At 41.1% G+C, this 15,056-nt stretch carries 7 protein-coding genes; 5 read left to right on the forward strand and 2 right to left on the reverse strand.

What is annotated here, in order from left to right; genetic code table 11:
* Positions 1-592, forward strand: a 592-nt coding sequence (locus tag NDA06_RS24225; RefSeq protein WP_348251889.1) for an SWIM zinc finger family protein, incomplete at its 5' end; no start/stop codon positions are given.
* A gap of 416 nt (positions 593-1,008) precedes the next feature.
* Here the strand turns inward: NDA06_RS24225 and NDA06_RS24230 are convergent.
* Entirely contained in the window at positions 1,009-1,533 is a 525-nt protein-coding gene (locus NDA06_RS24230) for an SMI1/KNR4 family protein (protein ID WP_190986501.1), read from the reverse strand.
* Between the two features lie 91 nt (positions 1,534-1,624).
* On the opposite strand from NDA06_RS24230, the gene NDA06_RS24235 reads away from it, so the two are divergent.
* The 3 genes from NDA06_RS24235 to NDA06_RS24245 all read left to right on the forward strand — a co-directional run bounded on the left by NDA06_RS24235 (position 1,625) and on the right by NDA06_RS24245 (position 6,830).
* The gene (locus NDA06_RS24235) at positions 1,625-3,028 is read left to right on the forward strand and encodes a reverse transcriptase family protein (protein ID WP_190986500.1); all 1,404 of its coding nucleotides are present in this window, start codon (positions 1,625-1,627) and stop codon (positions 3,026-3,028) included.
* 225 nt (positions 3,029-3,253) lie between these two features.
* A complete protein-coding gene (locus tag NDA06_RS24240) occupies positions 3,254-5,092 on the forward strand; it encodes a VWA domain-containing protein (protein WP_190986499.1) in 1,839 nt (612 codons plus the stop codon).
* A gap of 385 nt (positions 5,093-5,477) precedes the next feature.
* A complete protein-coding gene (locus NDA06_RS24245) occupies positions 5,478-6,830 on the forward strand; it encodes a pentapeptide repeat-containing protein (RefSeq protein WP_190986498.1) in 1,353 nt (450 codons plus the stop codon).
* A gap of 293 nt (positions 6,831-7,123) precedes the next feature.
* Here NDA06_RS24245 and NDA06_RS24250 read toward each other — a convergent pair whose 3' ends face one another.
* A complete protein-coding gene (locus NDA06_RS24250; RefSeq protein WP_190536126.1) occupies positions 7,124-8,548 on the reverse strand; it encodes a WGR domain-containing protein in 1,425 nt (474 codons plus the stop codon).
* A gap of 790 nt (positions 8,549-9,338) precedes the next feature.
* Here NDA06_RS24250 and NDA06_RS24255 point away from each other — a divergent pair.
* Positions 9,339-14,870 (forward strand): ATP-binding sensor histidine kinase, encoded by a 5,532-nt coding sequence (locus tag NDA06_RS24255; RefSeq protein WP_190536127.1) that lies wholly within the window; start codon positions 9,339-9,341, stop codon positions 14,868-14,870.
* Positions 14,871-15,056: the final 186 nt, after the last annotated feature.

Genomic DNA, 15,056 nt, shown 5'->3' on the forward strand with positions numbered 1-15,056 from the left:
TGACTTAGGCGATATGTCCTTTACCCTCGGTTTATCGGGATGGACGGCAAACGACTGGTCGCAATCTGGTAACTTTGACTTGATGGCACCCCGCGCCGACATCGACAAATGGACGCAGCAACAAATTTTCAAGGCGCTGAAGAAGAACTGGGTAGAGAGTCCCGACTCCCTTGCGGAACGCCTTGGTTTAAACCGTGCCGTAGTTCTCGGTGCTTTAAGTGCTTATACACAAGCGGGACGTGCGATTTACGACTTAAATAAGCAAGTTTATCGGGTGCGGGAACTGACGCGAGAACCTTTGCCGATGGAACGCCTGCGCTTTGCCAATGAGCGAGAAGAGAAGGCAACCCGTTTCTTGGTTTACAATGCTGTGCAGGTGACTAATGTTACCAGCGATGCTACAAGAGCGTTTACTCTGCAAGGTAATGTTTCAGACAAGGATAAAACCTTGAATCCCTCATTGACAGTTGACGCAGATGAGCGTATGATAGCCGCAGAATGTACTTGCAACTGGCATCAACAGAATAAACTGTACAAAGGCCCTTGCGAACACATTCTGGCGTTGCGAATGCAACACGCCCGTCAGTATTGACGAATCACGCGCACCTAATCAGTTGGTAAACAGCCTTGCAATCCGGACGATGGATCGTCGTCCTTGCGTTTAGCCTAGCCATGCACCACTAGCCTGCTCTTAACTGTGCGGTCATTCAGGGCTACCCCCTTTTCCGGTGGGACTTCCCTGAAGTGTAAGAAGGGGGTAGCCCTGAGACCGCTTGAGTTGAGCAATCTAGTCCAGAGATGTTTACGAAGGGGCAACCAACTGACAGCTGCGCGTAATTTTTATTCCAATTGCAACGGTAGGGTGAGCAGATTTCTGCCCACCCTACATTTTTCTATACTGCGATCGCAAACGTCTAAAAATTCTATGCCCTCAGCCTGTAAGAAGCAAAATGCTAGCACTCACTAGCACTCAAGCGGTTCACCATAAATTTGTTCCCACAAATCCACTCAATCAAGCCAAGCTTCAATCCAAGCCTCGAATGATGGAGTATAGGGTATAAAGCACTCCTCCCAAGGCAAGTAGTCAGAAGCATTCGGATCGAAAACAATAATTGGAGAGTTCGGTTTGGAACAATCGATGCACGAGTAGATCCCGCATCCCCATGAACAGATGGGTAGTAGACGATCTGGCCAATGCGACATAGGCTCATCTGGATCAGTCTTTTGAGAGCTGACATAGAAACTGGTTATCGAGCTTCCAGCCTCCACCATACCGTCTTTAACACCGATAAGGCCGTAACCTGGGCCAAAACCACCATTGCCAACTTTGAGGTACATTTCCCGCAGAAGATCGGGAAGCTGAAAGCCAAGCAACTCCTCAGTAGCCACTATATGCTGTGGTAGCGCGGGCGAATGGGCGACGTAAAAAACAGGATTACCTTTCCCGTCTAAGATGCCGTGTCCTAAATCAGTAGCACGAGCTGAGTCATGAGCGCGATCGTTCAAGCGTTCGATAAGTCTCGATATACTCATGCTATTCTCCGTTTACTCTTTTAGATTTAGTACATTTATACTATACTGTCCACATTGCCTGAATCGCTTCGCTACTTTCACCAGCACAAATATGTCAGATCAGCCTCGTACCCGCCAGGAACTCTACGATCGCATCCGACAAACGGGCAAAGAGGAATTTATCCTCGAAGAGATGATACGTTATGGGTTCTGGCCTGCACAAGGCGAGATACCGAAAGATCCAGCCGATGACATTCGGCGGATGGGAGAGATCCGGCGAGAACTTGATGAACTGCGACAGCAGAGTTCGCGTCTTCACAACGAAAAGCAACTTCGCAAGCAGCTACTCAAGCAACGCCTCGCCGAGTCGCGGCGAAAGCGACAGGAGACGAAAGAACGGCGGGAACGGGAAAGGCAAGAACGAGCGGAAGATTGGCGACAAAGAAAAGAGCGAGAAATCCTTTATCTCGGTGAAGATGTCTCAGGTGGACTCAACTATACTGAGTGCAATGAGGAAAGGTTGCGAAGTTATGGATTACCTTTGTGCGGTACACCCTACGAAATTGCCGCTGCAATGGGAATTACTGTGGGACAATTGCGCTTTCTCGCTTTTTCCCGCAAGACTTCGACAATTTCTCACTATATCCGCTTCAAGATTCCTAAAAAAACGGGTGGAGAAAGGCTGATTTCCGCACCGATGCCACGCTTGAAGCAGGCGCAGCATTGGATTTTGGGCAATATTTTAGAAAAGCTGGAACTGCACGATGCGGCTCATGGTTTTAGACGCGATCGCTCTATTGTCAGCAACGCTCAACCTCACGTAAAACGTGACGTAATTATCAATTTTGACCTGAAAGATTTCTTTCCCTCAATTTCCTATAAGCGAGTGAAAGGACTTTTTCAATCATTCGGTTATTCGGAAGCTGCGGCAACAATTTTCGGGTTGCTGTGTACCCAACCCGATATCGAAGAGGTTGAATTAGACGGCAAAACTTATTATGTAGCACTCACAGATCGACATTTACCCCAAGGTTCGCCAGCTTCTCCAGCAATTACGAATCTAATGTGTCGCCGCTTAGATAGACGACTTACCAGTATGGCTGAACAATTGGGTTTTGTTTATACTCGCTACGCTGACGATTTAACTTTTTCTGCTTCTGGTGATAGCCTCCGCAATATCTGCAACATTCTCAAACGCACTCAGTCAATCGTGACTCACGAAGGGTTTACGATTAATGAACAGAAGACTAGAATATTGCGGAAAAATCGGCAGCAGGAAGTTACTGGAGTTGTGGTGAATGATTATCCTAATATTTCTAAAAAAGAGCTAAAACGTTTTCGTGCTACTTTGTTCCAAATCGAGAAAGATGGCTTGGAAGGTAAGCATTGGGGAAATTCTGATAATGTGATGTCTTCGATTCAGGGTTATGCCAATTTTGTCGCTATGGTTAATCCGCAAAAGGGTGTTGAGTTTCAAGAGCAAATTCGACGAATTCGAGATAAATACAGACGGTAATACTGAAAAAAATATCACGTGTTAGGGATATATCTGTAGGGGCATGGCATTGCTATGCTTCTACAAGTTTTGATTTTGTTGGAAGTTGAAAAATATGCAATTTTCTCCATAAAAAATCGGAAATTTCCATCTCTACTCTTGTAGTTTATCTAAGTCACAAATCAAAAAAACGGTATTCTCGACTCGACGCTAGAAACTGCACAAAATATCTAGAGGACGCTACAAATGAAAGCAACTTACTCCCTGAGTCAATCGCTTATTGCAGCCGCTACCCCGTCCACTGTAGACTTGATTGTTAGTTTCAAGGCTGAAGAAGAAACGCGCAACAAAGTACCGCGTCTTCCGCTTAATTTAAGTGTAGTAGTTGATAGATCGGGTTCGATGGCGGGAGCGCCACTTAAGAATGCTATTCAAGCTGCACAAAGGCTTGTGGAATATTTGACACCGGAGGATTTTCTTTCAGTTGTAATTTATGACGATACGCCAGAAACAATTCTTCCGCACCAACTGGTTCAGGATAAAGCTGCCATTCGTTCGCTAATTGGTAGGGTGAAAGCTGGCGGGTGTACTAACTTGAGTGGCGGCTGGTTGATGGGATGCGACAAGGTAAAATCTCAGCAGTCCACAGAACGCATCAATCGCGTTTTATTATTAACAGATGGACAGGCGAATGTTGGCATTACTGATTATAAAGTATTAATTAACACTGCAAGACAGCAAGCCGAACAAGGAATCATTACAACAACTTTGGGGTTTGGAACTTATTTTAATGAAGATTTGCTCATCGGTATGGCAAATGCTGCCGGGGGGAACTTCTATTTCATCCAATCACCTGACGATGCTACTGACGTATTCAGAATTGAACTGGAAAGCCTCACGTCTGTTGTCGCCCAAAATCTGACTGTGACGCTGCAACCAGAAGATTCTGTTCAAGTTACTGGGATTCTCAACAATTACCGATCCAATCCGATTGGCAACAACCTGGAAGTTTTCTGCGGCGATGTTTATGAGGTAGAAAATAAGCAGTTAGCCGTAGAATTGTCAATACATCTGCAAACAAATATTGGGGTGACAAATATTGCCACTATTGCTTATAAATATGAAGCGGTTGTCGATGGCAGCATTCAACAATTCACTGACGAAATCCCAATTAGTATAACGGTTGCTGATGGTGAATCAGCCAGTAATATGCAGCCAGATGCAGCGGTTGTGGAGCAAGCAAGTAAGCTGAGGATTGGTAAGGTAAAAGATGAAGCGATCGCACTCGCTGACAAAGGAGATTATACCGCCGCATCCCAGAAACTTCGCAAGACGATTGAGGATTTAAAGCTCAAAGCATTGCATGAATCCTTTGAAGTTGCCGAAGAGATGGAACAACTGGATTATTATGCACAACGCCTGGAGAGCAGAAAGTTTGATAGTGTCAGTCGCAAGGAGATGCGAGATCAATCTTACCAGGCTCTTACACGCGATCGCGGCGATTTGAAATTGCGCGGACTTGCTGCGAGTGCTAACAGCTTACAAGCGGTTTCCAGCGTCGATGCGGGAGTTTTGGTAAAATGCGATCGCATTAGTGGTAAATTGCGGATTCACGTCATTTCTGACGGTTACAATCCTGATTTCAATGTGCAATTCCCCCGCAATATTCGGGAAGAAGGTGTCACCTACATCGTTGATGAAATCAATCTATCTGCTGACGGTAGTTTTTATCGCGTCTCTGGTAACATTCGCCGCTTAGTGCAACCCGGACAAGAACGCGCCGCATCATCTCAAAATGGTACATATTCTTCCAGTCCAAAACGACAAAAGCTGAATGCACCTGCTTCTGCTGCTGATTTAGAAACAATTGATACTGTAGGTGATGGGGTTCTCGTCCAGTGCGTAAAAGAAGGCAGTAAATTGAGAGCGAGAGTCGTGTCGGATGGGTACGATCCTAACTACAACATCCGCTTTCCCCGCGACATTCGAGAAGAAAATGTTCTTTATGTTGTTGATGAAGTGGAAGAAGCTAAGAATGGGGGGTCTTATGTTGCTTATGGGAAGATTCGCAGGTTAGTTCAATAGGACTGTTTTTTTAACGTTGAGCAATATAGAGATACACAAAGCTAAAGTGACTAATGCTACCCCTGCCAAGGTGTTTTTGATCAACTAGGATAAAATTCATAAATCTGATGATTGCGTGGGGTCGGTTAGCAACAGCGTAACCCAGTAAGCAGAGAAATTCACTGACAACACAATCATTCTCAATTCATAGTCAATTAGCTAGACTGAAATAACCTAACTTCGTTGAACTCACCTTGACTGGGGTAAGTGAGTAACGCTTACTTTGCTTAAAGATAACTGAGGACTATGGAATATGTTTAAGCTAGTTTGGACAAACGACGCACCAGATCCATACCATCTTGCTATACTCTAGCAAGGAGTGAATGTTTGGAATGCTTGGCGTGGAATGAATTCACAAATCATACCTAGCTTCCATAGAGCCAATCTCAGCAAAGAAAACCTTAGTAATGCAAATTTCAAAAGAGCTGAATTTAAGGAGGCTAATCTTCAAGGAGCTAACCTCAGCGGAGTAGTTCTTGGAAAAGCTATTCTAAGCAAAGCCGATCTCAGTGAAGCCGATCTCACTGGAGCCGGATTATATGAGGCGGATCTTAGTGGAGCCAACCTTACGGGTGCGAACCTTAGCTTTGCTCACTTCAATAATACAAAGCTTAGTAACGCCAAACTCATAAAAGCTAGACTTATTGGAACTAAAATAGCTGACGCTAACTGTGGTTCTGTGAATTTCAGCTATGCTGATTTTCAAGGTGTTGAGAGTTTTAGGAGTATTTTTAATGAAGCTGATTTTAGCAATGCTACTTTCAAAAATGCGCTTTTTTTGGGAGCCAAATTATACAGGGCAAATTTCAAAAAAGCTATTTTGAATTGGGTCAAAATGCCCAGAGCTTATCTACAGGAAGCCGAATTTAGCAATGCTACTATCATAGGAGTAGATTTTAGTGGTGCTGATCTTAGTAACGCTAATTTTAGTGGTGCTGATCTTACCAACGCTAATTTAAGCGATGCTAATCTTAGTAACACTAACCTGACTGGTGCAATTCTCGATGGAGCTTGCTTAGTCAGAGTAAAAGCATTAGCAACAGACTTTACAGGAGCAAAGCTTACAGGAGCCTGTATAGAAGACTGGCACCCTAACGGTGATACAAAGTTTAATAATATTGCTTGCGAGTACATCTATCGAAAAGAAGACAATCAAGAACTTCATCCGAGCGGTGGAAGAAAATTTGCACCCGAAGAGTTTGCTGCATTCTGCAAAGAAGAACAAGACAAGGATAAAAGGCGTTATACATACACCTCAACACGTCTCCAAAAAGATAAGCCTGAAGAGAATTTGAAAAGTCTAGCAAAGTTAATAGATGTTTCTAAAGTTGAAGCAATATTTGACCCTTATCTGGATAATTCAGCTCTAGACAATTTCTCAAAGTTAGTAAGTTTTGGAGTTTCTATTTCTCCGGATTTAAGAGTTCTGACTTCTAATAAAGTTTTGAACCCAAACAGACCAAGACTAACAAATACTCATGCAAAAAAATTTTTAAAAAATTTCTCATATTCAGGAGAAATTCGGATACTTCAATCCGACAAAGAACATCGCCGTTTTATGCTCTTGAGCGATAAAACAAGTCTCATTATTGGACTATCTCTTAATGATGTATCCAAAAATGAAGCAGCGTATGTGGAATCTGATAGAGAAGATTTAGTGTTCTTTGATTCGGAGTGGAAAACGGCTCAACAAATATAACATAACCTAAATTCAAGAGAACTTTGGCAACCCCTATACTTTGGTAGAGTTGAGCCTTCACCCATCCAATTCCAAAAATTACGCCATTTAAAAATAATTGTAGGTTGGATTTGAGCAACAGAAAAACTCAACAAATACTTATAGCATTCCTATTTGTTTCGTAACAAAAGAACCACAGAAAAAGCAGTCTTATTTGTTGGGTTGAACTATCGTTCAACCCAACAAATGTAGTCGTAACTACTTAACTTTACGTTTCGTAGCCTCAACCCAGCCTACTGAATCATATCTTTGAACTAAACCAATTTCTTAATATCTCCAAAAGCACGATAAAATCCGCCACGAGAAGATTCGCGCACCTCTTCCACCAGATAACGCGCACCTTCGGAGCGAATCTCCTGAGGAAATTGCACTTTCCAACTGGGATTATAACCAGGAGAAACAGCGCGAATTCTTAACTTCCCACCTTCTTTAAAGCACTCGACAATTACTCCCTGACTGGCGTTCGATGTCGTTTCTAAAGTATTAGAAGGAACGGCTGCGGCAACGGCAGTAGGTGCTTTAATGTTAATAGCCTGGGGAACTGTACCCGCTTGCGCCGCTTTGATTGCAGCTTCACTAGCATCGATGCAAGCAAGAGAACCATCGGTGGTGACGATGTAGAGATGGTCATCTATAAACTGCATGGAAAAAGCAGAACCGCAGCCAGTGGCTAGTTTCCAAAGACGCTCTCCTTGTTGAGTAAAACAATAAATTGAGGAGCAATTATCGCCTGCAAAGACATATTTACCTTCTTCAGCAGTCGCGCAAGAATAAACAGGCGCATCACATTGATAAATTGTGCTAACTTCCCCTTTCTTGGTGAAGCAATAAACTTGATTCTCACTGGTACTAGCATATACAAATGCTTCTTCTTGCCAGCCAAATAGCACCTCACCGCGAGTTTTCTGATTCCAAATCTTCGTTCCATCTTCCCAGTCATACATGGTTACGCCGTTGCTGTGACCGTGATAAATACCAATTTCATCGCAGCGCACCATCCAGCCATACTCGCCACTACTTTTTTTAGTCCATTGAGACTCATCTTCGTGATTGATAGTTGTAACATTTCCAGCGTCATCAGAAACACCGAGAATGGCATCTTTGATATCCAGCCAGAAGATATTCACATTGAGGGCAATTTCATAAGCAACACGGGGAATTTTCCCTGTCAAATCGTATACTTTGCCATCATCGCATCCCGCATAAAGCCAGCCTTCATCAGCGACAATACACTTCACGCCGTCAGGAAGACGAAACTGATTTTGCACAATTCCCGTATGGCTGAGAGCAAAAATTTGACCCGCTTGATTGCCAAACCAACAGCGCGAGTTGTCAATAAAGATACCGAAAGCAGGGGAAGAAGAGGCGAATTTCCAAACTACAGGTGCTTGGTTTGCAGTTGAGCGATCGCTCTTTATTTCCCGTCGAGTCACGGGACGTTTACTTCGCACTCCCATAACTGCTTGTTCGTAACCTTTCTTCAGTTTCTCATTAATCTTTTTGGTCGCCTCAGCTTTAGCTTTTTCCGGGGTTGGATAGGTTTTAACTTGAGTTTGTCCTGAGTCACCAATGCGACCGTAACGAATCGATACTTCCGTACCGTTGACAATTACTTCATAAAATTTGTGAGAACTACTATCTGACTCTGACAATTCTAGATACGTTTTCTCTTGAGTCATTTTCTCCTCCAATTCTGTATGTATTAATAAATATCTATCTTGCCTAAAATTTTCCATTCTTAATTCAGTATTCTGCCGTGTTAAAAGGAGAAAATTAAAATTTCAAAAATAGCATAAATCCTCTTTTAACTTTGCACTTGGCATTCATAAATGAAAATCAGTAAAATTTCAGCTCAAGCTCACTTCCTTGGATTCGTATATGTATGTCAACTTTATATCAAATAAATATAGTAATTAAAGTAGAACTAAGAAAAAAGTCCATTTGTTAACTTTTTATAAAAATTAGACATAAAACATTTTTTATTGATAAATACAGATTTATATATTTTTTGTAAAATCATTAACATCCCAGTCTTTTCGGTTGGTCTTGCAATCCTTAAAAATTCACCACTGGCAGGCGAATCTCAAGAATAAGTTTTTTGAACGAGGATTAGATGCAGTTCCAGATGGCAAGCAATGTTTTTACAAGCATTAAAATACACTTGGTTAGACTCTTTTAATCCTTTTTACTCAAACTATCTCTAACATTTGGCTACATTTATTTGGACAAGTCAACAAAGCAATTAGTATTTTAGGTTACATTTTTTAGAGTGTCAGAAAGATGACTTGCCCAAACTGTGTATACACTGATATTCACTGAGGAGCAAACTATATTTCCGTATAAATACGCTTTCAATTAATCGAATAAAGTTTTAATTTTACTTCAGCACAATAGGCTGATCTAGTGTTCACTTACAAAAAGCGTCTCTAACTGGACTGGATCGCCTACAAATCCGTAAATGGAATAATTATGAGAACAATTCCGGGATATCAGATTTTTGAGCTAATTTATGAAAGTAGCAAGTCGCTTGTGTATCGAGGATGCCGACTTCAGGATAATTTGCCTCTTATTCTTAAAGTTATCAAAGAAGACTATCCATTACCAGAAGAAATTTCTAGGTATAAGCAAGAATATGAAATTACCCGTTCGTTGAATATAGATGGTGTTGCTAAAGCGTATGATTTAAAATCATATCAAAATACTCTAGTAATGCTCTTGGAGGATTTTGGGGGTCAATCTCTAAAGATATTGATGGACAAACAAAATTTTACAGTTTTAGACGCTATGAAAATTACTATAAAAATTGTTGAAACTTTAGCTAAACTGCATAATTTAAACATTATTCACAAAGATATTAATCCATCTAATATTGTTTTTGATCCAAAAAGTAGGCAAGTCAAATTTATTGATTTTGGGATTTCCAGCGTTTTGTCGCGGGAAAACCCTACCCTAAAAAATCCCAATGTTTTAGAAGGCACTCTTGCCTATATGTCGCCAGAGCAAACTGGCAGAATGAATCGTTCGCTGGATTATCGTACTGACTTTTACTCCCTTGGCGTTACCTTCTACGAGCTTCTCACTGGCAGACTACCTTTTAATGGTACTGATGCAATAGAGTTAGTACATAATCATATTGCGCTTACGCCAATTCCGCCTCATAAGCTTAATCAAAACATTCCCAAAGCAGTTTCGGACATTGTTATGAAATTGCTGGCTAAAACTGCTGAAGATAGATATCAAAGTGCTTATGGAATTCAAGCAGATTTAGAATATTGTCTAACTCAATTAGAAATAAATAACCAACTTCCAGAGTTCTCTCCCGGTCGTCATGATATCTCTAATAAATTTCAAATCCCTGAGAAGCTCTATGGCAGAGAGCAAGAAATTAATACTTTACTAACAGCATTTGAACGAGTGAGCCAATTCTCGTTTGGTAAGCCAATGCCAGGGGATATTGAGATGATGTTGGTGTCGGGTTATTCTGGCATCGGCAAGTCATGTTTAGTGCAAGAAATTTATAAACCAATCACTCAACAGCGAGCTTATTTCATTTCAGGGAAATTTGACCAGTTTCAGCGGAGTATTCCCTATTCTGCTGTTGTCAGCGCCTTTTCTGCCTTAATCCAGCAACTTTTAACGGAAAGCGAAGCACAGCTCAACCAGTGGAAAGAAAAACTCCTAGAAGCCCTTGGCTCTAACGGGCAAATTATTATTGATGTTATTCCTGAGGTAGAACTCATTGTCGGTTCTCAGCCTAGAGTTCAAGAATTAGGGCCAACTGAATCCCAAAACCGCTTTAATTTAGTCTTTCAAAACTTTATTCGGGTATTTTGCCAACAAGAACATCCATTAGTCATCTTTCTGGATGATTTGCAGTGGGCTGACTCTGCCACGCTCAAATTGATGGAGTTGATGATGACGGATGATCAAACGCACTATCTATTTCTCATTGGAGCATATCGGGATAATGAAGTCAGCTCCACTCATCCCTTGATGATTACGCTGGATAGTTTACGCGATGATGGAGCTATCATCAACCAGATTAATCTAGCACCTTTAGAACTTGAGCATATTACCCACTTGATTGCTGACACCTTGCATACGGATAGGGAATCAGTAAGATCCTTAGCTTCCCTCATCCTGCGTAAAACAGAAGGAAATCCCTTCTTTGTCAATGAATTTCTAAAAACCCTATATCAGGAAAACCTGCTTACCTTCACCCCCCCTCAGACCTTTCTTACTCAGGGGGAAGAAGAGGCAAGTAAAGCCCTATGGCAATGGGACATCGCTCAAATTGAAGCGTTGGGTATTACTGATAATGTTGTCGAATTAATGATAGGAAAATTAAAAAAATTGCCGAATTCAACACAGCAGGCTTTACGGTTAGCAGCTTGTGTCGGCAATAGTTTCGATTTAAATACCCTGTCTATCATTTATGAGAAATCAATTTATGAAACTTTTAAAGACCTTTTGCCAGCTCTGAAAGAAGAATTAATTAAGCCTACTTCTGTGTTGGAAACGACCGAAGAGGAAGGGGTTAGTTCTCAACTATTAGTTTTTAATTATAAATTTTCACACGACCGCGTGCAACATGCAGCTTATGCACTGATTGATAACTCGCTTCAAAAAGCAGTTCATCTCAAAATTGGCAATCTCCTTTTAGCAAGTACGCCTTTGGAAGACCAGATAGAAATAATTTTTAAATTAGTCGATCATCTAAATATCGGTTCTGACTTAATTGTCGATGAAGAGGCAAAAATTGAATTAATAATATTGAATTTGGAAGCAGCTCGAAAAGCGAAAGATGCAACCGCATACAGCTCAGCACTTCACTATTTGACTGCTTGTATGAATGTTTTACCAAGCGATATTTGGGTAAAACGCTACGATCTAGCTTTTTCATTGCATAAAAAACGAGCCGAAATTGAGTATTTAAACGGTAATTTTGCTCAGGCTGAAGCCTTGCTGGATCTAACCCTATCTCAAGCAAAATCAGTTCTCGACAAAGCTGAAGTTTATAATATGCTAATTGTGCAGCATACCATGCTTGCGAAATATCAAGAGGCAATTCAAGCAGGTCGTAATGCTCTTAGTCTGCTAGGAATTGACTTACCTGAAGGGGAATTAGCAACAGCAGTTGAGCTAGAAATAGGCGAAGTTAATAAGAAATTAGAAACCCATGAGATTGGGTCTTTAATTAATTTAGAAGCAATAAAAATTCCGGAAGTAAAAGCAGCAGTCAAATTGTTAGCAAACATGGGGCCTTTAGCATATTTTGTCAATTTTGACCTTTGGCAGCTAGTTACTGTTAAAACAGTTAATCTTTCTCTCACCTATGGTTATGCATCAGGAGCAGCGTATAGCTACTCGTGTTATGGAATGATACTCAGCGCAATTTTAGGGAATTCTCACTCTGGTTATGAGTTTGGGGTCTTAGCAACTAAACTAAGTAATAAGTTTAATAATGTAGCTCAAAAATGTGCAGAATTGGTGGTTCTTGCCAATTACTTGAGCAATTGGGTGAAGCCAATTAAGTTTAGTCATACAATTAATGATGAGGCATATAAAACGGGGCTAGACTTTGGAGATTTGCAATGGGCAGGTTATACTCGTCTTCACAAAGTCATTGCTTCCTTCCATCAATGTAAAAGTTTAGAGCAAAGTTTAAAACAAATACCTCAGTCTTTGCTATTTTGCCAAAAGAGTAAAAATCAATGGGCAATTGATATAATTTTAGGTTATAAACTAGCGGTGTCGAACTTGATAGGCATGACTGCTGGAACCTTATCTTTTGAAAATGATGGGATTAGCGAATCCAACTTCTTGACAAGTTGCGAACAACATCAAAGTTCGGCGGCAATTTGTGAATTCCATATTTTAAAAGCCCAAATTCTTTACTTATACGAAAAACCGGATTTAGCTTTGAACAGTAGTTTGTTAGCTTCAAAGCTACTTACTTCTATTTTCGGTCATATCTCAGTATCTACACATAACTTTTATCACTCACTGATTCTAGTTGCTCTCTATCCGAATGCTTCAGAATCTGTACAAAAACAATCTTGCGAGACGTTAGCAGCGAATCAAAAGCAGATGAAGATTTGGGCAGACAACTGTCCAGAAAACTTTCTACACAAGTACCTGTTAGTAGAAGCTGAAATTAGTCGCATCACTGGCAATGATTTAGAGGCGATAGACTTGTATGAACGCGCCATTGAGTCCGCAAAAGAAAATGAGTTTATTCAGAATGAAGCTTTAGCGAATGAACTCGCTGCTAAGTTTTGGTTAGCGAAAGGAAAAGAGAAGTATGCTAAAGTCCATATTACAGAAGCTTATTACGGCTATCAACGTTGGGGAGCTAAGCGCAAAGTAGAAGATTTAGATGAAAAATATCCGCACTTTCTGACTAAAACATCTATTCTGCCTCGCGTTAAAGATACTCCCACGACTACTGGACATTCCTCTACGGGTAGTAGTTCTAATACGTTGGACTTCACCACTGTGATGAAAGCTAGTCAAGCGATCGCTGCTTGTATCGTGTTGGATAAGTTACTGGCTTCTTTAATGAAAATATCTATCGAGAATGCTGGCGCACAAAAAGGTTTACTACTCTTGGTAAGAGATGAAAAACTGCTGATTGAAGCCCGTTCATCGGTTGAATCAAAAGAGGTTGTTGTTCGGCAGTCAACTCCGCTTAAAGGTTGTCAAGAGTTACCTCTGACAGTGATTAATTATGTAAAAAGAACTCGCTCAGATGTGGTTCTAAATGATGCGGCTAGTGAGGGAAAGTTTATTAATGACTCTTATATAGAGCTAAATAAATTGAAGTCCGTTCTCTGTATGCCTATCCTTAATCAAGGGAAATTAATCGGTATTCTTTATTTAGAAAATAATCTGACATCCGGAGCTTTTACTCCCGATAGGATAGAAGTTTTAAGAGTACTTTCAGCTCAGGTAGCAATTTCTCTGGAAAATGCTATGCTTTACAATTCGATGGAACAAAAAGTCCAAGAGAGGACGCATGAGCTAAATGAAAAAAATGTACGGTTATCCCAAACTCTACAAGAACTTAAGCGTACTCAGACGCAATTAATTCAGACCGAGAAAATGTCTAGCTTGGGTCAATTAGTAGCGGGAGTTGCCCACGAAATTAATAACCCAGTTAACTTTATCTACGGCAACCTTGTCCACGTTAATGAATATACTCAAGACCTACTAAACCTAATGCAGCTATATGCCAAGCATTATCCCAATCCGGTGTCTGAGATTCAAGACGAAGCGGAGGCGATAGAAGTAGATTTCTTAGTTGAAGATTTACCAAAAATGCTGTCCTCGATGAAAGTGGGGGCTGACAGAATTCGTCAAATTGTCCTGAGTTTGAGGAATTTTTCGCGCCTTGATGAGGCAGAAATGAAAGAGGTCGATGTTCACTCAGGGCTAGATAGTACGTTATTAATTCTGCAAAACCGCCTGAAGGCTAAGACAGAAATTCCGGCTATTAAAGTGATTAAGGAGTATGGTTCGCTGCCGCTCATAGAGTGTTATGCAGGTCAGCTTAACCAAGTATTTATGAATCTTCTGGCTAATGCGATCGATACTTTGGAAGAAGTAATGAGTAATGATTCAAAGACAAAAGGACATTACCAGGAAATAGCCCAGGCATCTTGTTTGTCTTCATGGGAACGGAAAGAACAACATTCAGATAACCAATTGTCAACCAGCGATTACCAATTACCGACAATCCGGATTCGCACCTGTGTCGTAGACGAAAGTCGGGTTCTGATTGCCATTGCTGATAATGGCCCTGGGATGACAGAGGAAGTCAAAAAACGTATTTTCGATCCTTTCTTTACTACAAAACCGATTGGTAAAGGGACAGGGCTAGGGTTAGCAATTAGTTACCAGATTGTGGTGGAAAAACACGGCGGTCAATTGCAATGTTTTTCCACACTTGGGCAGGGAACTGAATTTATTGTTGAGATTCCGATCCGCCCGCAACATTAACCTTTGTCTTCACAAGCCGATCTCCTTTATTCAGATAGAGGACAAGCAGCATTCTCAGTAATTTTGCTTAAACATTTCTTTATGTAAAGCTCATAGTTACGCACATTCACATACGCACATTCACGGTGGACTAGGGATGTAGAGAAAGGCTACCACTGAGGGGTAAGGTTAGCGGGAAGAGATAAG

Origin of the sequence: Trichocoleus sp. ST-U1 (assembly GCF_039961835.1) — a bacterium.
In the GTDB taxonomy this organism is placed as follows: Bacteria; Cyanobacteriota; Cyanobacteriia; order Cyanobacteriales; family FACHB-T130; genus FACHB-T130.